Below are 20,106 nucleotides of genomic sequence, written 5' to 3'. Positions count from 1 at the left end.
CCCTGCGCAAACGCCCCGGAGCATCAGCCATGACACCCCGCGTCGCACTGGTCACCGGTGGTACCGGCGGCATTGGTACCGCCATCTGCCAACGCTTGGCCGACCAGGGCCATCGTGTCGCCACCAACTTCCGCAATCCCGAGAAAGCTCAGGATTGGCAGCAGAAGATGCAGGCGAAGGGCTACGACATCGCAATGTTTCCCGGCGATGTTGCTGACCCAGTCAGCGGCCGCGCCCTGATCCAGTCGGTTGAAGCCGAGTTGGGCCCGGTCGAAATCCTGGTCAACAACGCCGGTATCACCCGCGACACCACCTTCCACCGCATGAGCGCCGAGCAGTGGCATGAGGTGATCAATACCAACCTCAATTCGGTGTTCAACGTCACCCGCCCGGTGATCGAGGGCATGCGCAAACGCGGTTGGGGCCGGGTCATCCAGATCAGTTCGATCAATGGCTTGAAGGGCCAGTACGGCCAGGCCAACTACGCAGCGGCCAAGGCAGGCATGCACGGCTTCACCATTTCACTGGCGCGCGAAAATGCCGGCTTCGGCATTACCGTCAACACCATTTCGCCGGGCTACGTGGCCACCGACATGGTGATGGCTGTACCCGAGGAAGTGCGGGCCAAAATCATCGCCGACATCCCTACCGGGCGCCTGGGCAAGCCAGAGGAAATCGCCTATGCGGTGGCCTTCCTGGTTGCCGAAGAGGCGTCCTGGATCACCGGCTCCAACCTGGACATCAACGGCGGCCACCACATGGGTTGGTGACACGCAGCGCAGTCATGTTGCGCAGCATGGCAATTCATGCTGCGCAACAGAAAAATGCGTTTGCGCGCCTTGCAACCTGTACTTTTGGCGGTTGCAAGGCCTGTTGCACTGCGCCATGCTTGGCACCTACCGTGACGAGTGATGGCTTAATGGCTGCGACCCGCATCATCAAGAAGTATCCCAATCGCCGGCTCTACGACACCGAGATTTCCAGTTACATCACCATTGAAGATGTCCGCCAGCTGATCCTCGACGGGGAAACGTTTGAAGTGCGCGACGCCAAGAGCGGTGAAGACCTGACCCGCTCGGTTCTGCTGCAGATCATCGCCGACAAGGAACAGGACGGTGAGCCGATGCTCTCCACCCAGTTGCTGAGTCAGCTGATCCGTTTCTATGGCGATTCACTGCAGGGCTTCATGGGCAATTACCTGGAACAGAGCATGCAGGTGTTCCTCGACCAGCAGCAGCAGTTCCGCCAGCAGATGGGCAACCTGCTCGGACAGACGCCTTGGGCGATGATGAACCAGCTCACCGAGCGCAACATGGAGCTGTGGCAGGAATTCCAGCGCAACATGGGCACCGGCTTCGGCCGCCCGCCGGCCAGCGGCGCCCGGCCGGCAGACCCGCCGCCGACTGCGCCAGCAGGCAAGACGCGCAGCACGCGCTGAACGAAAAGGCCGACGAAAGTCGGCCTTTTGCTTTCCCTGGGAACGGCACACGCCGCGGGTCTGGCACTGGCTGCAGCGTTTGGTAGACGGCCATCCTGGCATCTGATGTCCAGCACCCTAGGCTGGAATGCAATCCCAGCCCACGCTACCGACAAGCCGCTAGCGTCGCCCGGTCTTACAGGCTGAGCAGATACGCTCGACCGTGTATCCCCGTGCGCGCAGCTTCTCGACCACGCCATCGCTGCCCAGCAGGTGCAACGCGCCGACGACGACCAGTGTGCTGCCCTGCCCGGCCTGCAGGCGTTGCTGCAGCGGCGCCAGCCACGCATCGTTGCGCTCCACGTTGATCCGCTGATAGAGCCCCGGGTAATCGCGCTTCATCTGCGTGGCCATGTCCCGCCACAACACCACGTCGTCACCGCGCCGCCAAGCCGCATGCAGCTGCCGGCTTTGTTCGTCGCCCTTCTCCACCTGCTCCAGCGCTTCGCGCAGCAACTGGCGTTGTTCGTCTGCGCTCATGCCATCAAGCAAGCTGATCTGCGACGCCGCCGTTTCCAACCCTCCCGCCGGCTTGCCCGCCTGGGCGGCCCGCGCCATCAGATGACGGTCCAATCCCGCTTCCGGATCCAGCCCCTGCCGCGTCATCTGACTGATGCTGATGGTCAGGCCAATGAACCACGGCTTCAGCCCCACCAGTCGTTCGAGCGGAATGCTGTTGGCAGTTGCGTAGTCCTGCAGCCGCTTCCAGGTGGCTGCATCCAGTTCGTCCTTGAGCTGCCCGCCGTCGCGACGCACCGCCGCCTGCATCATCTGCGTGGCGAGCGCTGGCGAGTTCATGTCTTCTGGCGGCAACTCGAACAACAACCGGCTCGACGCCTCAAACGCTTTGTCCACATCGGCCGACAACGGATAGTCGTCCGGCTTGAGTAGATGGAACGAACCCAGCAGGTAAAGCTGCGCTCCCTGCGGACCGCTGACCTTCCACAACAGCGGCACCGGCGGCGTGGTTTTGGCCACCGGCTCCGCCTGGCGTGCAAGCGCTGCGGCCGAGGTTCCCAGCAACATCACCGCACCCAACACAAGGCTTGTCGCGCGCATCGTCCACGTCATGCGGATGCCTCCGGCTTGGGTTTCACGTACGCCTTTTCACCGGCTTCAACCTTCATGTCCATGCGGTTCTCCGGCGGCGGCAACGGACAGGTCGCAAACGGCGTGAACGCACACGGCGGGTTGTAGGCACGATTGAAATCGACCACCACTTCACTCTTGGCATCCGGCACATCCAGATCGATATAACGACCCGCCGAATAACTTTCACGGCCATTGGTGCGGTCGGCGAAGATCAACTGCAGCGGCCGACCCGGCTCACCCAGCGCTTCCAATCGCCAAGTGCGGCCGTCACGCTCGAACTCCACCGCGCCCGCGTTGGGCAGGTCGGTGGCGAGGCCGGTGATGTCAACGATGGGAATGGTTTTGTTCACGTCATGCGGCACGAAACGCGCGGTCACCCGCCAGGACGGATCGGCCGGCCAATACGCCAAGTGACCGAAGGTGAGCCGCGCCGGTGCGTCGGCGTGTTTCAAACGCAACGCGTAACGCGGGCCACGATGGATCAACGTCAGCAAGCCCTTGCCGTCGTCGAAGGAGATCACCGTCGGCGACGCATCGTCATCGCTGCGGAACGGAATGCGCCCTTTCACTGTCTGGCCGTCGGCCTGCAGCACCACGCCCGGTTCGGGCGTGAACCACAGCTTGTCGCCATCGCGCGACACCATGCCCATGCGCGGCGGGCCCATCGCCAAGCGGATACCACTGGTGCTGCCGCTGCCGATGTAATGCGCCTTGAGTTCCAGCCAATGCAGGCCGACCAGACTGGCCCAGCCGTCGGGCTTGGTCAGCTCGGTCAAGCGCTGCTCGCGCCATAACGCATTGTCATGTGCGAACGCCGGATCAACCGGCGCCGGCTTGCCAACCTCGGCGTTTTTGTCGCCGCAACCACCCAGCAGCATCGCGACCAGCAAGGCCGCGCCTCCCCATCGTTTCTTCATCAACGCCCCCGCAGGAACCAGCGGTCAATTTCCGCCAGCGAAAAACGCGCCCAGGTCGGGCGGCCGTGGTTGCACTGCCCTGAGCGCTCGGTGATTTCCATGTCGCGCAGCAGGGCATTCATTTCTGGAATAGTCAGGCGCCGGTTGGCGCGCACCGCACCGTGGCAGGCCATCGTCGACAGCAATTCGTCGCGCGCGGTTGCAATGCGGCGGCTCTGGCCGTGCTCGCGCAGGTCGGTGAGCACGTCGCGCAGCAAGCCTTCCGGCTCCGCATTAGCCAACAATGCAGGAATGCTGCGCACATGCAGCGAGCCCGGGCCGGAACGGGTGATCTCGAACCCCAACGCGGCCAGTGTTTCCGCTTCGCGCTCAGCGGTATCGGCATCGCGCTCGCCCACTGCAAGCGTCATCGGCACCAGCAACGGCTGCGCATGCAGGCCGATGCCGTCATGTGCATTCTTCAGCCGCTCGTAGCCGATACGCTCGTGCGCGGCGTGCATGTCCACCACGATCAGGCCTTCCGCGTTCTCGGCCAGGATGTAGATGCCGTGCAGCTGCGCAACCGCATAACCCAGCGGCGGCACGCCGCTGTCGCCGGAGGTCGGCGGCAACGCAGGGCTGCCATCCTCGAACGATTGCACCGAGCCTGCGGCCGGCGCCGAATACAACGCCGCGTACGCGGACGGCGCCTCGGCAACCTGCAAACCCAGCGGCGATTGCCGCGCCTGCCAGTCGCCGTTGCCACCGCCTGCACTGCCGCCCGGACGTGCGAGCAGATAGCCGCCGCCATAACTTATCGACGGCGACGATTGCGGCGCGGCATCGGCCGGATGCGGCAGCTGGCCCATCGCTGAAGGATCCAGACCCGCGCGCGTTTCGGCGAGCGCATCCTTCAGCGTGCGATAGACAAAATCGTGGATCAGCCGCGAGTCGCGAAAACGCACTTCATGCTTGGCCGGATGCACGTTCACGTCGACCCGGGTCGGATCCAGCTCCAGGAACAACACATACGCCGGCTGGCGACCGTGATACAGCACGTCGCCGTACGCCATCTTCACCGCGTGGCTGACGCTGCGATCACGCACCGAGCGACCATTGACGTACAGATACTGCTGATCGGAACTGGCGCGCGAATACTGCGGCTGGGCGATCCAACCATGCAGACGCAAACCAGCAGCGCTGTGATCCACACGCAATGCCTGTCGCGCGAAATCCTCGCCCAGGGTTTCGCCAAGGCGCGTATCCGAGTACAGGTCACCGGGCTTGTAACGACGCGACGGCTTGCCGTTGTGCGACACGCGCAATTCCACATCCGGACGCGCCAGCGCCAACGAACGCAGCCACTCTTCGATATGGCCCAGCTCGGTACGTTCAGCACGCAGGAACTTACGCCGCGCCGGCACGTTGTAGAACAGCTCACGCACTTCCACCGTGGTGCCGGGCGCATGCGCACGCGGCGCAACTTCACCCAACTTGCCGCCTTCGATCTGCAACGCGGCACCGTGCTCGTCATCGGCGCGGCGCGAGGCCAACGTGAAGCGGCTGACCGAGGCAATCGACGGCAACGCTTCACCGCGGAAGCCGAGTGTCGCCACCGATTCCAGATCATCCAGGCTGGCGATCTTGCTGGTGGCGTGACGCGATACCGCCAACGGCAACTGTTCCGGCGCGATGCCACCGCCGTTGTCGCGGATGCGGATCAGGCGCACGCCGCCTTCTTCCAGGTCGATATCCACGCGCGTGGCGCCGGCATCGAGTGCGTTCTCGACCAGCTCTTTAACCACGGATGCGGGGCGTTCAACCACTTCGCCAGCGGCGATCTGGTTGATCAGGATTTCCGGCAACGGACGGATCGCACTCATGCCGCACCGCCAGTCAACAGCGGGGCTTTGTCGCGATACGGGAACGAGGTTTGGCGGGGGATCTGGCTGACTTCATGCATGCCGACGATGATAGCCGAGCACGGTCCCAACACCGCGACCAAGGCGCCAATCCCTTCTCCCTTCGGGAGAAGGTGCCCCGAAGAGCGGATGAGGGTAGGCCCCCAGACGAAGTCAGGCTTCAGCCGAAAAACCGGACAAGAACTGGCAGTTCATCGATCCTGCTTCGCCCCACCCTCACCCCAATCCCTCTCCCGCTGGGAGAGGGGCTCAAAGCAGGTGCAGCCTTACTTGCTACCGCCGGCAACCGTGCCGGCAGAGGCGTCCATTTCCGCCTGGGCGCGGGCAGCAAACAGCGTACCGGGCGGCGGTTGGCGACTGAAGAAAGTGTGCACGCCATCAAGCACGGCACCGGCAATGCGACGCTGGTAGGCCGGATCGACGAGACGGCGCTCTTCATCGGCATTGGAAATGAATGCGGTTTCCACCAGCATCGCCGGCATATCCGAGGTGCGCAGCACGGCGAAGTTGGCGCGTTCCAGGTTCGGCTTGTGGTTGTTGCCGATACGCTTGAGCCCGCCCAGCACATGCCCGGCCGCATCTTCGGAGGCCTTCATGTTGCCGCTCTGGGCCAGATCCAGCAGCACGTTGGCCAAGGTGCCCTCGGTGCGGCTGAGGCTGACGCCACCGATCAGATCGGCCGCGTTTTCCTTGTCAGCCAGCCAGCGCGCACGCTGCGAGGATGCACCCTTGGTGGACAGCACGTAGACCGAAGAACCGGTCGCCGAACGGTTTTCAGCTGCGTCAGCGTGGATCGAGATGAAGATGTCCGCCTTGGCCGCACGCGCACGTTGTGCACGCATCGGCAACGGGATGAACACGTCAGTGTCGCGGGTCAGGTAAGCGCGCAGGCCCGGCGTGGCGTTGACCTGCCGCGCCAGCTCGCGCGCAACCGCCAAGGTCACGTCTTTCTCGCGCTTGCCGGTAGGGCCGATGGCACCGGGATCCTGACCGCCGTGGCCGGGATCAATGGCCACCACCAAGGTGCGCATCCCGGCCTGCATGCGAATGCGTGAAGCATCGCTGGGCATCGCCGGACGTGGCGCTTCCGGCACGGCTGCAGCCGGGGTCGGGACAACCGCGGCGGGGACGACGGTGGCCTGCGCCACGGTGGTCGCCGGCCGGCTGCCTGCAATCTGTGTGGCGCCACCAGTCATCTGGCCGCTCAGGATTGCCGCAGGCGACGGCTGTCCCGCAGCGCTACCGGTTGCAACAACATTGGTCGGCGCGGGCACGGAAGCCGCGACAGGCGCGGGAGCGGGCGGCGGCGTTGCGGCCTGACGGCTCACCGCAGCAGTCAACGCTGCCGTGGCGCGCGCGGCTTCGGAACGGGCCTGCTCGCTGGACTGGGCCGGGGTTTGAACGGGAGTCGGTGCCGCGGCCGGCGTGGATGCCGGTACCTGAGCAGCTACCGCAACCGGTGCGCGGCCAGCGCTTTCGCCCGGCCATTCGATCACCAGTTTGGTCTCGGCGCCCTGGCCTTGAATCTGCGGCTTGAACGCTGCCACCGATTCCGCAAGGTCAAACACCACACGGAAGGTTCCGGGGGTTGGGTTGCCGGTGCGTACTGCGGTCACCACACCGATCGCCGCCGGCAGCTTGAGGCCGCGCAACGCAGTGGAATCGGGGAAATCGACGACCAGCCGGTTCGGGCCAGCCAAGCTCAGGGTCTTGTAACTGCCACCGCCGGCCAGCTGGATTTCGGCGCGGGTGCCAGTGCTGCCGGTATGCAGGTTGACCCCGCGAACCTCGCCCGCCCACGCGGATGCGCTGGCGACCAGACAGAGTCCGGCGGCGGCAACTGACAATGCGAACAGGCGGTTTCCCGTAGTCATGGGCGGATTCAATCACCGGAATCCGGCAATTGCAACATCTTTTCCCTTAATAATCCGCAACCTGCCGCACCTTCCTGCTGTCAGGGGGTAAAAACCCCTTGCAAGTGAGGGGATTGGCGCAGTCGTTCCAGCCAGGCGCGACCGGTGTCGCTGTGCGCTTGCAGGCGGCAGCGGCGGCCGTGTCCGTCGATTTCCAGCGCCACGGTCAGGTCCACCGGCGGCAGGCCGCCCGCGCCGCGTTCCGGCCACTCAACCAGCCACAGATCGGCCGCACCCTCGTCCAGACCAAGGAAATCCAACTCACCAGCATTGCCGATGCGATAGAGATCCAGATGCCACGCCTCGCCGGTTTCCAGCGGGTAGCGCTCGATCAAGGTGTAGGTGGGGCTGCGGATGGAGCCCTGCACGCCCAGCGCGCGCAACAAGGCGCGGGCCAAGGTGGATTTGCCGGCCCCCAGATCGCCCTGCAGGTGCACAACGGCCTGCGCAGGACGGGTTTGGGCGAGCGCCTGACCCAGTTGGTCGGTGCTTTCGGACTCGGGAAGAAACAATTCGATCATGGCCGCCATTATGGATTGGCCAGCGCCCGCAGGTGCGGCAACAGATCGCGCGGCAACAGCCCGCGCTCACCTTCGCCGGCCGCCGCATCGCCGGCCAGACTGTGCAGCAAGGCGCCGCTGCTGGCCGCGTCGAACAACGCCAGACCTTGCGCGCACAAGGCAGCGATGGCACCGGTAAGCAGATCGCCCATACCGCCGACCGCCATACCGGGATTCCCCGCGGCGATCACGCGCGTCATCTGGCCCGGCGCCGCGATCAGCGTGCCGGCGCCCTTCAGCACCACAACCGACGCATAGCGTTCGGCCAATGCCTGCGCGGCGGCAAAGCGATCGCGCTGGATGCTGGCGGTATCGGTTCCCAGCAAACGCCCGGCTTCGCCCGGATGTGGGGTGAGGATGGCCTGCTGCAGCGGTTGCGGCGCGGCGGCCAGCAGGTTCAGTGCATCAGCGTCGATCACCAGCGGCTTGCCGCTGTTCAATACCGACGACCACAGTGTTTGCGCCCATTCGTCCTGACCCAAGCCGGGACCGAGTGCCACCACGCTGGCGCGCTCCAACAGCGGCGCCAACGCACTTGTTTGCTCTACTGCGTGCGCCATCGCTTCCGGGCAACGCGCCAGCAGCGGCGCTACGTGCAGGGCACGCGTCGCCACGCTGACCAGCCCCGCGCCGCTGCGCAATGCGGCTTCAGCACTGAGCATCACTGCCCCGCCACGGCCGTGGTTACCGCCCACGCACAACACATGGCCGGACTCACCCTTATGCATATTGAGCCGGCGACGCGGCAGTTGCCGTGCCAGCGCCGGTTTGGCCCAGCGCAGGCCGCTGGCAGTGACGCCATCGAAGGCCGCCGCTGGCACATCCAGTTCAGCCAACAACCGCTGCCCTGCGTATTCCAGCGCTGCTCCGGTATGCAGGCCTTGATGCGGCACGATGAACTGCAGCACGCGTTCAGCGCGGATCGCCGCTCCGGGCACATTGCCGCTGAAAGCATCCACGCCGCTGGGCACATCCAGCGCGAACACCGGCGCTGCGGCGGCGTTCACCGCATTGATCAATGCAACGTCCGCCGCTTCCGGCGCACGCGTCAAACCAATGCCGTACAGCGCGTCGATGATGAGATCGGCCTGTCGCAGGCAATCCAGTGCTATTTCGACCCGCCCGCCGATGGCGAGGTAGTCGGTACATGCGCGCTGCGCCAATGGCGAACGCGGTGCGGCGGTGGGCAAATGCAGCACATAGACGTCACGGCCGGACTGCCGCGCGTAGCGGGCCAGCACATAGCCATCGCCGCCGTTGTTACCCGGCCCGCACACCACCACGATCCGGCGCGCCTGCGGCCAATACTGCAGCACGCTCTGCCATGCAGCCTGCCCGGCACGCTGCATCAGCACATAGCCATCGCCGTCCAATGCAGCGCCAGCCTGCGCGTCGATACGGCGGGCGGCTTCGGTCGTGAACAGGGCAACGGGCTCAGACATGCTGGCAATTCTATACTTGCGCCATGTCTGAAGCCGTTACCAACGCCAATCCGGCGCAGCTGTCGCTGCGCATCCGTCAGCTTGCGCGCGAGGCTGGCTTCCAGCGGTGCGGCATCAGCGGCATTGAACTGGCCGAGGACGAAGCGCATCTTGCCGATTGGCTGGGCAAGGGCCTGTACGGAACCATGGAATGGATGGCGCGCCACGGCAGCCTGCGTGCGCGGCCGCAGGAATTGCTGCCGGGCACGGTGCGGGTGTTGTCGGTGGGGATGGATTACGGCCACAAGGACGAGACCGAAGCCTGGGCCACGCTGAACGATGCCGAGCGCGCGTATGTGGCGCGTTACGCGCTGGGCCGCGATTACCACAAGCTCATGCGCAACCGCCTGCAGAAACTGGCCGAACGCATCGCTGCGGAAATCGGCCCATTCGGTTACCGGGTATTCGTCGATTCGGCACCGGTGCTGGAACGCGCCTTGGCACGCAACGCGGGCTTGGGCTGGATCGGCAAACACACCTGCCTGATCGACCGCAACGGCGGCTCGTGGTTTTTCCTCGGCGAGATCTACCTCGACCTGCCGCTGCCGGTGGACACCCCGGCCACCGCGCATTGCGGCACCTGCACGCGCTGCATTGATGTCTGTCCGACCGCCGCCATCATTGCCCCGTACCGGCTGGACGCGCGCCGCTGCATTTCCTATCTGACCATCGAACACGAAGGCGCCATTCCGCTGGAAATGCGCCCATTGATGGGCAACCGCATCTACGGCTGCGATGACTGCCAATTGGTGTGCCCGTGGAACAAGTTCGCCCATCGCACCGACGAGCCGGATTTCCGCGTGCGCAACAACCTCGATACCGCCACCCTGCCGGACTTGTTCGCATGGGACGAAGACGACTTCCTGCGCCGTACCGAAGGCAGCGCGATCCGCCGCAGCGGCCACGAACGCTGGCTGCGCAACATCGCCGTTGCGCTGGGCAACGCCGCACCTTCGGACAGTGCCCGCGACGCACTTGTGCAGCGCCTTGAACATCCTTCCGAAGTCGTCCGCGAGCATGTGCAATGGGCGCTGCAAGGCCACTCCACCGCGCGCGAACCCCACGAGCAATAAGCGTTCACGCCATTCCATGCGACCATGGCGGCCCGCTTCACTGCCGCATTGCCCGAACCATGGAACGCAGTCCCGACATCCTTACTCCCGGCCAGCTCAACACGCTGGCGCGCGATCTGCTGGAAAGCGCGTTTCCGCTGATATGGGTGGAAGGTGAACTGGGCAATGTCAGCCGTCCTGCTTCCGGGCACCTGTACTTCACGCTGAAAGACGCACGCGCCCAGGTACGTGCGGCGATGTTCAAGCCCAAGAGCCAGTGGTTGAAATTCGTGCCGCGCGAAGGCCTGCGCGTGCTCGTGCGCGGCCGGCTCACGCTGTATGAAGCACGCGGCGATTACCAGTTGATCCTCGACCACATGGAAGAGGCCGGCGAAGGTGCCTTGCGCCGCGCCTACGACGAACTGAAGGCGCGACTGGAAGCCGAAGGCTTGTTTGACCCCGCACGCAAGCGGCCGATGCCGGCGCATGTGCGTCGCCTGGCGGTGATCACCTCGCCCAGCGGCGCGGCAGTGCGCGACGTGCTGAGCGTATTGGCGCGGCGCTATCCCTTGTTGGAAGTGGAGCTGTTGCCATCGCTGGTTCAAGGCGAAACCGCCGCGCCGCAGATCACCTCGTTGCTGCGTCAAGCCGATGCCAGCGGCCGTTACGACGTGATCCTGCTGACGCGCGGCGGCGGTTCGCTGGAAGATCTGTGGGCGTTCAATGACGAACAGCTGGCACGCGCCATCGCTGCGAGCAATACGCCGGTGGTTTCGGCGGTCGGCCATGAAACCGACTTCAGCCTTTCCGATTTCGCCGCCGACCTGCGTGCACCGACGCCATCGGTGGCAGCGGAACTGCTGGTTCCCGATCAACGCGACCTGGCGCTGCGCGTGCGTCGCCTGCAACAACGGCTGACGCAGTTGCAGGCGCACACCTTGAACCAAGCCATGCAGCGTGCAGACCGCGCCGCGTTGCGGCTGCAGGCGCACAGTCCGCAGTCACGACTCGCCCTGCTGCGGCATCGCCAGGAAGCGGCGTTCGCACGCTTGCAGGCGAACTGGCGGCAACAGCAACAGCGTCGCAGCGCTCGCCTTGCACATGGCGCTGCGGTGCTGCGCGGTGCACAGCCACAACGTCAACTCGGCGCGCTACGCGAACGGCTGGCAGCGCTTGCTCCGCGCGCGCAGGCGGCAATGGCGCGGCACCTGCAACGTGACGCCTTGCACCTGCGCGGCATCGCACGTTCGCTGGAAGCGGTGAGCCCATTGGCAACCGTGGCGCGTGGTTATTCCATCCTGACCCGCGTGGAAGACGGAACACTGGTCCGCTCAAGTACGCAGACAAAAGCCGGAGAGCGCCTGCAGGCACGCCTGGCAGATGGAAGCCTGATGCTCAGGGTGGAAGAACGTATTGACCAAGGTTGATCGCGCTCAGCGACTGATTAGCGTTGCAGCGCCGCTTTAACCCGACGCGTCGCCGCTTGCTTTTGCTTCGCATGCCGGCCCTGGGAAAGCAGCTGACAGTTCACAACGCTGCCGTACCACCTGTGCAGAACTTCTGTCGGTATTGCATCGCCTTGGGCATCAAGGCCTGCAGGTTCTGGATGCGGGTGCCGGGATTGGGATGCGTGGAAGAGAACTCCGGCGGCGCCTGACCGCCACTCGCTTCGCTCATGCGTTGCCACAGCGGCACCGCTTCTTCCGGGTTGAAACAGGCCGCTGCGGCCAACATCAAGCCAACCTCATCGGCCTGGGTTTCATGCGAGCGCGCGTAGGGCAGCAGGTAGCCGTAACCCATCGCCGACATCATCATCTGCTGTTGCTGTGCATCCATGCCGCTGGCGGCGCCGGCCATCTGCCCGATCTGGGTCAGCTTCTGCTGCGCCATGCGCTGCGCGCCATGACGCAACAAGGCGTGGGCGATTTCGTGACCCATCACCACCGCCACCGCATCAGCGTTTTTCGCCACCGGAATCAAACCGGTGTACACCGCCATCTTGCCGCCGGGCAGGCAGAACGCATTGGCCTGATCGGACTGCAGCACGTTTACTTCCCAATCGAACTCGCGCGAGAAATTCTGCGCCTGCATGCCGTGTTCCTGTGCCAGCGCGCTTTCCACCACGTCGACCTTGGCAATCAGGCGACTGGCGATTTCGCGCACCTGACGGGCGATCTCACTATTGGGATCCACCGGCCGTTCCTGCGACAGGATCTCCTGGTAGGCCTGCAGGCCGAGCGCCTTTTCCTCGTTGGCGTCCAGCGCGCTGTCGATCAGCACCTTCTCACCGGTGTACGGATCCACCGTGCGATTGCCGAAGTAATAGCAGCCGCCGTAAGCGGCGAAGCCGAGCAGGATGATCCAACGCACATTGCCGAACAGACCGCCGCCACGACGCTGTCCGCCAGCGCGTTGGTTGCCGAAAGGATCTTGTCGCATGCTGGCTCCGCCGGGTTTGAGGTGGGTCGGGGTGGGACGTTGGCGATGTTAACGCGCCCTGCCCCGATGGCAATGTCAAATACCGCGCACCAGACGGAAGCCGATGCGGGCCGAGGTCACATCCGAATCCTGTGACTGCCGCCAGGCCGCCCGGGTCTGTTCGGGCGCGTTGGCCCAGTTGCCGCCACGGATCACCCGCTGCCGGCAGCCCGGGTTGTACCAGGGCGCACCGTCGGCCGGCGCGCGTCGGTAACTGGCGTGCCAGCAGTCGGCCACCCATTCGCTGAGATTGCCGGCCATGTCGTGCAGGCCCCAGGGGTTGGCGTTGAAGATGCCCGCCGGCGCCGTGCCCCAGAAGCCGTCGCCGTAGCCAATGAACGCGTTGTTCCAGTGGCGGCCACTGGGCGAGACATCCAGGCTGCCGGTGAAGTTGCCGGTGTTCTCCGGCGGCACCGATGCGCGGCCCCAGGGATAGCGCCCCTGGCTGCCCGCGCGCAGGGCGTACTCGAACTCAGACTCACTGGGCAGCCGATAATGTCGCCCGGTCTGCTCGGACAACCACGCCGCGTACGCCTCGGCATCCCGCACACTGACATGCATCACCGGGCTGTTGGGCGCCGCCTTGAGGCCGTTGTAGTCGGACTGCCAATCCACGCCGCTGCGGCGGATGAAATTGCCACTGCGTTCGTCATAGACGATGGAATGGCCGCGCCGGGTCGCACGCGGGCGCGCCTTGGCGGTCTCCACGAAACGACGGAAATCGGCCACGGTCACTTCGGTGATGGTCATGGCGAAACCGCGATCAAACCGCACCGGATGCTGCGGCCGCTCGGCGTCGCTGGCGCCAATCTCCTCCAGCTCAGCGCCCATCTGGAACGCGCCATACGGCACCACCACCATGCGCGGCCCCCGGCTACCGTCCTGCAGCGCATCGGAGAACACCTGCCGGGGCCGGAAACTGCCGTAGCGGGTCACCAGCTCAATGCGTTCGGCCAGCAGCGAGACCGTGTGATCTCCCGCCAAGGCGATGCGCTGGGCTTGCTCGAGCTTCTGCCGCGCATCCTTCAACCCTTTGGACGAGGTGAGATCGCGCAGCCCTCCTTCGCGCAAGGCATCCAACTGGGCGGTGCGGATGCGTTCAATCCGCAGACGTGCGTCGGCCAACGTCGAACTCGCTCCGCGAATGGTGCTGGCCTTGCCCAGCCACGCCGCAGCCGCCTGGAAATCGGATTCAACCGCTGCCGCGTGTTCGGCGCGCCGGATCAAACCGCTCTCAACCGCCGCCAACCCTTGCCGGGCACGACTATTGGTTGGATCAATCGCCAGCACCTCGCGGAACGCTGCCTGCGCGCCGCCGCCGTCCTCACCAAACTGGCGGTCTCGCAGCGCCTGTTCACCCGCACGATTCAAGGCGAGCAGGCGCCGCGCAGTGGCGATGCGCTGCTCCAATTCGCGCTCGGCTTTGCCTTCTGGTGCCAACGCCACGGCCACGCCGACCAACTCAGCCGCTTGCGCCAAGGCTTGCCGCTGGTTTTCAGGCTGTGCCATCAGCGCCGTGGCCTGACTCCGCAACTGCTGGCGGGCCTTGTCCAGCCCGCGCTTGGCCGTGCGGTCCTGCGGCTGCTGGGCCAGGATCGCCAGATACAGCGGAATCGCGTCATCAGCCTCCTGATAAAGACGCCCTTCGGCCAGCGCCTTGTCGGCCGCCTTGCGCGCTTCAGGCAGTTGTTCCGGCCGCAGGCTTGCTTCGGGCGCATCCCAGACCGGCAATGCGGTCTGCTCCACCTGTGCCACAGGATCGGGCGCAACCGCCGCCGCTTTGGGGATTGCAATGGGCTCCGGCTGTGGCGCCTGCTTGCCCGTTGCCGCCGCTTCCTTGCGCGGCTGTACCTGCGGCGCGTCGCCCGGCGGCTGTCCACAACCGGCAAGCAGCAGCGACAACAGCAGCGCCACACCCTTCAATTGGCCGGTTCTACGCAAAAAATCCTCCACTTACCTGCCCACTCCGACGGGAGCGGCCCGACGTTAGGCTATTCTCGCCTGCCTGAGCAAACCCTGCCTTCGACGGAACCCACGTGGCTTACTGGATCAAACACCCATCGGAACTGGAAGCGCGCTATCAACAGCGCCCCGACCGCATTGGATTGGACACCGAATTCATCCGTGAACGCACCTACTGGCCACAACTGGCCTTGGTGCAGATGGCGGTCGGCACTGAAATCCTGCTGATCGACCCGCTGATACCCGGCATGTGCGAGGCCTTGAAGCCTTGGCTGACCGATACCTCGATCATCAAGGTCATGCACAGCGCCAGCGAAGATCTGGTCGCCTTCAAGTCCGCCTGCGACGCGCTGCCACGCCCCCTGTTCGACACCCAGATCGGCGCGGCGCTGGCCGGCATCGGCGGCGGCATGGGCTACCAGAAGCTGGTGGCCGAGATCACCGGCGTCACCCTGCCCAAGGGCGAGACGCGCTCGGACTGGCTCAAGCGCCCGCTGACCGATGCCCAGCTCGAATACGCCGCTGACGATGTCGAATATCTGTTCGCACTGCACGACACCATCAGCGAGCGGCTTCAGGCAAAAGACCGCATGCAATGGCTGCTGGACGACGGCGAACGCATGATTGCCAGCGTCGAGCGTGACGAAAGCGAACATTGGCCGCACCTGTCGATGCGTTCATCGCAATTCCTCGATCCGGAATCTCAACTGCGCCTGTTGCGCCTGTTGCGCTGGCGCGAACAGCAGGCCCGGGCGAGCGACAAGCCGCGCAGTTGGATCCTGGACAACGAACTGGCCGCCCTGCTCGCCCGCACCCCGCCCGCCGACTACGAAGCGATGCTCAACGTATTTGGCCGCTTCCCCAAAGCCCCGCGCAAACTGGCGCAGTCGCTGTGGGAAGCACTGAACACGCCGCTGCCGGACGAAGCCGACGCACCGATGGCGTTGCAAGCCACCGAGGGCAACAAAGCCGCGCTCAAGCGCCTGCAGGATGCCGTCGCCAAGGTCACTGCCGAACTCGGTCTTCCCGATGGTCTGCTCGCCTCGCGCAAGCACCTGGAGTCGCTGCTCGAAAGCGGCCAATGGCCGAACGCACTGGGCGGCTGGCGCCAGCAACAACTGGAACCGATCCTGCGCCCGCTATTGCCGCAAGCCTGATCGGCAGCAACCGATCACCGCCATTTGCTGTATTGATCGCCGACGGTAGTGCCGAGCCATGCTCGGCAAAGGCTTCACCGGTACTGCTTTGCGAGCCGCGGCTACGCGCTACGTGAAGAGCAAAAAGGGCACCTGGCGGTGCCCTTTTATTTTGGTAGGCAAGGCCGAAATCCTGGAACGGAACTGCCGGCAGTGCCGAGCCATGCTCGACAAAAGCCTTTCCAGCCGGCCGGTAAAGCCCCAAAGAAAAAGCCCGGAAATCCTGCACTCAGGACTTCTGGGCTTTCATGAAATCTTGAATCCAATCTTGAACAAGTCACGCTTTCGCGCGCCCCGATCAGCTCACTCGGCCAGCATCCGCTGCATCAGTTCGCGCGCCGGCTGGGCGAGCTTCTCGTTTTCCAGCGCGAAACGAATGGTCGCTTCAACCAGCCCCAGGTGGGTGCCACAGTCAAAGCGCGTGCCTTCAAAACGGTAAGCGTTCACCGGCTCACTCTTGAGCAACTGGGCAATGGCATCGGTCAGCTGGATCTCGCCACCGGCACCGGTTGCGGTGTTCTCCAGCAGCTCGAAAATCTTCGGGCTGAGCACGTAACGCCCAACCACGGCCAAGTCACTCGGCGCGTCTTCGGGCTTGGGCTTCTCAACGATCTGCGAAATCCGCCCCTGACGTCCATCAAACGCATCCGTCGCCACGATGCCGTAGCTGCCGGTCTTGTCGTGCGGCACGTCTTCAACCGCAATCACACTGGCGCCGGTCGCCTGGTTGAGGTCGGCCATCTGCTTGAGCGCACCTTCACCACGGTTCCAGATCAGGTCGTCCGGCAGCAGCACCGCAAACGGCTCATCGCCGATGATCGCCTTGGCACACAGCACCGCATGACCCAAGCCCAATGCTTCAGTCTGGGTAACAAACACCGCGCGCACGCCCTTGGGCAGCACATGTCGGATCAGTTCCAACTGTTCAACTTTTCCCGCGCGCTCAAGCTTCTGCTCCAGCTCGTAGGCCTTGTCGAAGTAGTCAGCCACCGCATGCTTGTAGCGGTTGGTCACGAACACCAGCGTGTCGCAACCGGCTTCGATGGCTTCATCCACTGCGTACTGAATCAGCGGCCGGTCAATGATCGGCAGCATCTCCTTGGGGACGGTCTTGGTCGCGGGCAAAAACCGCGTTCCGAGACCTGCGACTGGAAATACCGCCTTTCTAATACGACCGCTCATCAGTGATTCCTTCCTGCTTCCTTGGTGGGGAACTGCACAATCTTTGCCGTCGCACCGCGCACGGCATGTTCTTCAACTGGCTGAAACTCGGGGATCGTGGTCGACAGAACGTCGCGCATCACATCAATATCGTACGCAGCAATCGCTCGCCGCAGCACCGCGACGTTGCTCAGCACCAACTCCGGCGAGAACTCACGCACACCAGCCTCCAGCACTTTTGGGTGCGCAGTTGGCTGGCAATTTTCGTCATCGTAGAACAGGCTTTCGTGCAGCTTCTCGCCAGCACGCAGGCCGGTGTAGACGATGGGAACATCCACTCCCGGAACTTTCCCTGCCAGCCGGATCATCTGCTCGGCCAGGTGCCGGATAAGGACCGGCTCGCCCATGTCCAGCATGTAGATGGCGCCGCGCGACGAAGACGCAGCGGCCTGCAGAATAAGCAGACATGCTTCGGGAATCGTCATGAAGTAGCGACTGACATCCGGGTGGGTCACGGTGATCGGCCCGCCGGTGCGGATCTGCTCACGGAACATCGGAACCACGCTGCCCACCGAGCCCAGCACGTTGCCGAACCGCACCGTGACAAACCGGGTCGCTGGCGAGCGCTTGTTCAAGCTCTGGCAGATCATTTCGGCGTAGCGCTTGCTCGCGCCCAGCGCGTTGGCCGGATCCACCGCCTTGTCGGTCGAGATGAAAACGAAGTTCTCCACGCCGTCTTCGACGCAGGCCGTTGCCACGCATTCGGTCGCCAGTGTGTTGTTGCGCACCGCTTCGCGCAGCTGCTCCTCCAACAAAGGAACCTGCTTGTACGCGGCTGCATGGAATACGGTATCTGGCTTGTAGCTCTTCAAGGCATGCCGGACCACCGCCGGGTCGCCGCAATCGCCCAGCACCCCGTGCACCTGCAACCCAGGGAAGCTGCGGCGCAACTCAGCCTGGATGTTGATCATCAGCAGCTCGCTGATTTCCAGCACGACAATCCGTGTGGCGCCATGGCGCGCGACCTGCCGGCAAAGTTCGGAACCGATCGACCCGCCGCCCCCTGTGACCAGCACGGTACGACCACGCAGCCAGCCGCGGATCAATTCCCAGTCTGGAAGAATGGGCTTGCGCCCCAGCAGGTCCTCAATTGCCACTTCCTTGAGCTGGCCGGGAAGCGAGCTACCCTCGAGGATATCTGCCAGTTTCGGCACGGTCCGGAACGGCAGACCGGTGCTTTCACACAGGCCCACGACACGCTGCATCCCCGCTGCATCCAGCGTGGGAATAGCGATCACCAGCAATTTGGCATCGGCTTCCTTGGCGACCAAGGCCACATCGTCCAATCCGCCGAGAATCGGAATACCGTGCAACTTCGCACCGCGCAGATGGGTCGAATCATCCAGCACGCCAACCGGCTCATAGTCACCAGAGCGGCGGAGGTCCTTGATCAACGATTCGGCGGCCTGCCCCGCCCCCAGCACCAGCACACGACGCGCACGCGCATCGGATTGAACGTTCTGATAGTCCTTCCACGCCCGGTAGAGCAAGCGAGGCGTGCCCAACAGCGCAGCCAGAGCGAACGGGTACACCACGAGTACCGAGATCGGTATCCCGTGCAGGCGGCGGTACGAAAACACCACCACAATGGCCAGCAATCCAACAAAGCTCGCCTTGAAGATATTGATCAGGTCGGCAACGCTGGCAAAGCGCCAGAGCCCGCGATAGAGCCCCACTTTCCAGAAGGCCACGGCCTGCAGGGCAACAACCACCAGCACGTCCAACGAGAACAGGGGCAACGGCGGTGCGTTTTCCAGCATGGCGTAACGGGCGGCAAACAGCAGCTGCCAACACAGCCAGACCATCGCCAGGTCATGCAGCATCACCGCGTACCGCAACCCACTATCCGCAAAAAAACGCTTTTGCCAGGATGCCATCAGCTCTCGTCCTTAATGAAATATCGCCTGCGCAGGAAAAACCAGGCCACTGCGGTCGCAGCCACCCAGATAACGCCCCCTGCCCACCCCCAACCTAGGGAAAGCCTTGAAAACAACGCCGCAAGTGTAGTTCCGCACAAGGTAAAGAGCGAATAGCCCCCCGTCACGAAGGGGTGACTCCATTCACGCTTTACCAATTTTTGATACAGATGCTGGGTATGCGGTTGCATCCAGCGCTCACCCTTGAGCATCCGCGTCAGCAATGTGAAGCCGGCATCAACGAAGAAAGCCGTTGGCAGCATCAACCACAGCGGGGCGGCCACGTCGGTCACCGTCAAGCCCAGCGCCAACAAGCCCGCCATCACGTAGCCCAGCGCCCCGCTCCCTACATCTCCCATGAATACGCGGGCCTTGGGGAAGTTGAAGGGGAGAAAGCCCAGACACGCCGCAGCCACCACCAAGCCGGCCAGCGCATACGGGGCCGGCAATAGAACGACAGCACCAACGCCAACCAGAATTGCTTGAGTAACGGCCAAACCGTTGATCCCATCCATGAAGTTCCAGATGTTGATCAATGAGACAGCAAGCAAGGTACAGAACAGCGCTTTGACCAGGCTACCGCTGCCAAACCACACCAATCCGCCCAGCAGGATCGCTGCCAGCAGATGGACACCCAGCCGTGGAAGCGCCGGCAGAGAACGGTGGTCATCCCACCAACCGATTCCCGCCACCATGACCAGGCCAATGGCGAACCCACTGATCGCGACAGCTGCCGCTGGATACAGCAGCGCCGCTACCAGGCACGCTAACAGCACCGAAATCACAATGCCGATCCCGCCGCCACGCGGGGTAGAGACGGTATGACTGCGTCGTTCGCCCGGCATATCCATCAGCTGGCGTTTGACTGCATAACGAATCGCCAGCCAGGTCACCCCGACAGCTACACAGAAGGCGGCCAACGGGAGCCACAAATAAGGCG

At 64.1% G+C, this 20,106-nt stretch carries 16 protein-coding genes; 5 read left to right on the top strand and 11 right to left on the bottom strand.

Annotated elements, in window-relative coordinates; all coding sequences use genetic code 11:
* The first annotated feature begins 29 nt into the window (after window positions 1-29).
* Both ACREP4_RS10095 and phaR read left to right on the top strand, forming a co-directional pair.
* The gene (locus ACREP4_RS10095) at window positions 30-770 is read left to right on the top strand and encodes a beta-ketoacyl-ACP reductase (RefSeq protein WP_431596044.1); all 741 of its coding nucleotides are present in this window, start codon (window positions 30-32) and stop codon (window positions 768-770) included.
* Window positions 771-919: 149 nt separating this feature from the next.
* Window positions 920-1,438, top strand: a complete 519-nt coding sequence (gene phaR / locus ACREP4_RS10090) for a polyhydroxyalkanoate synthesis repressor PhaR (protein WP_431596043.1) — start codon at window positions 920-922, stop codon at window positions 1,436-1,438.
* Between the two features lie 159 nt (window positions 1,439-1,597).
* On the opposite strand, the gene ACREP4_RS10085 is transcribed toward phaR, so the two are convergent.
* From ACREP4_RS10085 to ACREP4_RS10060, 6 genes are all read right to left on the bottom strand, one after another.
* The gene (locus tag ACREP4_RS10085) at window positions 1,598-2,548 is read right to left on the bottom strand and encodes a TraB/GumN family protein (protein WP_431596042.1); all 951 of its coding nucleotides are present in this window, start codon (window positions 2,546-2,548) and stop codon (window positions 1,598-1,600) included.
* A complete protein-coding gene (locus ACREP4_RS10080; protein ID WP_431596158.1) occupies window positions 2,545-3,459 on the bottom strand; it encodes a DUF1684 domain-containing protein in 915 nt (304 codons plus the stop codon). The genes ACREP4_RS10085 and ACREP4_RS10080 overlap by 4 nt, the downstream gene beginning before the upstream one ends.
* A 26-nt stretch (window positions 3,460-3,485) precedes the next feature.
* Window positions 3,486-5,348, bottom strand: coding sequence for a DNA mismatch repair endonuclease MutL (gene mutL / locus ACREP4_RS10075; protein ID WP_431596041.1), 1,863 nt, complete (start codon window positions 5,346-5,348; stop codon window positions 3,486-3,488).
* A 305-nt stretch (window positions 5,349-5,653) separates the two neighbouring features.
* Complete coding sequence (locus ACREP4_RS10070; RefSeq protein ID WP_431596040.1) at window positions 5,654-7,261, bottom strand: N-acetylmuramoyl-L-alanine amidase; 1,608 nt, start codon at window positions 7,259-7,261, stop codon at window positions 5,654-5,656.
* Window positions 7,262-7,341: 80 nt separating this feature from the next.
* Complete coding sequence (gene tsaE, locus ACREP4_RS10065; RefSeq protein WP_431596039.1) at window positions 7,342-7,821, bottom strand: tRNA (adenosine(37)-N6)-threonylcarbamoyltransferase complex ATPase subunit type 1 TsaE; 480 nt, start codon at window positions 7,819-7,821, stop codon at window positions 7,342-7,344.
* Between the two features lie 8 nt (window positions 7,822-7,829).
* The gene (locus ACREP4_RS10060; protein WP_431596038.1) at window positions 7,830-9,302 is read right to left on the bottom strand and encodes an NAD(P)H-hydrate dehydratase; all 1,473 of its coding nucleotides are present in this window, start codon (window positions 9,300-9,302) and stop codon (window positions 7,830-7,832) included.
* A gap of 23 nt (window positions 9,303-9,325) precedes the next feature.
* On the opposite strand from ACREP4_RS10060, the gene queG reads away from it, so the two are divergent.
* Together queG and xseA are read left to right on the top strand one after the other, a co-directional pair.
* Window positions 9,326-10,414, top strand: coding sequence for a tRNA epoxyqueuosine(34) reductase QueG (queG, locus tag ACREP4_RS10055; protein ID WP_431596037.1), 1,089 nt, complete (start codon window positions 9,326-9,328; stop codon window positions 10,412-10,414).
* Between the two features lie 59 nt (window positions 10,415-10,473).
* Window positions 10,474-11,820 carry an exodeoxyribonuclease VII large subunit gene (gene xseA / locus ACREP4_RS10050; RefSeq protein WP_431596036.1) on the top strand — a complete coding sequence of 449 codons (1,347 nt, stop codon included), beginning with the start codon at window positions 10,474-10,476 and terminating at the stop codon, window positions 11,818-11,820.
* Between the two features lie 100 nt (window positions 11,821-11,920).
* On the opposite strand, the gene ACREP4_RS10045 is transcribed toward xseA, so the two are convergent.
* On the bottom strand, window positions 11,921-12,832 hold the full coding sequence (locus ACREP4_RS10045; RefSeq protein ID WP_431596035.1) for a M48 family metallopeptidase: 912 nt from the start codon (window positions 12,830-12,832) through the stop codon (window positions 11,921-11,923).
* Between the two features lie 75 nt (window positions 12,833-12,907).
* Complete coding sequence (locus tag ACREP4_RS10040) at window positions 12,908-14,812, bottom strand: formylglycine-generating enzyme family protein (RefSeq protein ID WP_431596034.1); 1,905 nt, start codon at window positions 14,810-14,812, stop codon at window positions 12,908-12,910.
* A gap of 95 nt (window positions 14,813-14,907) precedes the next feature.
* Between ACREP4_RS10040 and rnd the strand changes: the two genes are divergently transcribed.
* Window positions 14,908-15,990 (top strand): ribonuclease D, encoded by a 1,083-nt coding sequence (gene rnd, locus ACREP4_RS10035; protein ID WP_431596033.1) that lies wholly within the window; start codon window positions 14,908-14,910, stop codon window positions 15,988-15,990.
* Window positions 15,991-16,332: 342 nt separating this feature from the next.
* On the opposite strand, the gene galU is transcribed toward rnd, so the two are convergent.
* Genes galU through ACREP4_RS10020 form a run of 3 tightly spaced genes read right to left on the bottom strand, consistent with a single transcriptional unit; the run spans window position 16,333 to window position 20,059 of the window.
* The gene (gene galU, locus ACREP4_RS10030; protein ID WP_431596032.1) at window positions 16,333-17,211 is read right to left on the bottom strand and encodes a UTP--glucose-1-phosphate uridylyltransferase GalU; all 879 of its coding nucleotides are present in this window, start codon (window positions 17,209-17,211) and stop codon (window positions 16,333-16,335) included.
* Entirely contained in the window at window positions 17,211-19,127 is a 1,917-nt protein-coding gene (locus tag ACREP4_RS10025; RefSeq protein WP_431596031.1) for a polysaccharide biosynthesis protein, read from the bottom strand. The genes galU and ACREP4_RS10025 overlap by 1 nt, the downstream gene beginning before the upstream one ends.
* The gene (locus ACREP4_RS10020) at window positions 19,127-20,059 is read right to left on the bottom strand and encodes an MraY family glycosyltransferase (protein ID WP_431596030.1); all 933 of its coding nucleotides are present in this window, start codon (window positions 20,057-20,059) and stop codon (window positions 19,127-19,129) included. The genes ACREP4_RS10025 and ACREP4_RS10020 overlap by 1 nt, the downstream gene beginning before the upstream one ends.
* Between the last annotated feature and the right edge of the window lie 47 nt (window positions 20,060-20,106).

Source organism: Stenotrophomonas sp. (assembly GCF_050737575.1).
Lineage (GTDB): Bacteria > Pseudomonadota > Gammaproteobacteria > Xanthomonadales > Xanthomonadaceae > Stenotrophomonas.
The sequence above is the reverse complement of the archived record's forward strand: the minus strand, read 5'-3'. Positions and strand labels throughout refer to the sequence as shown.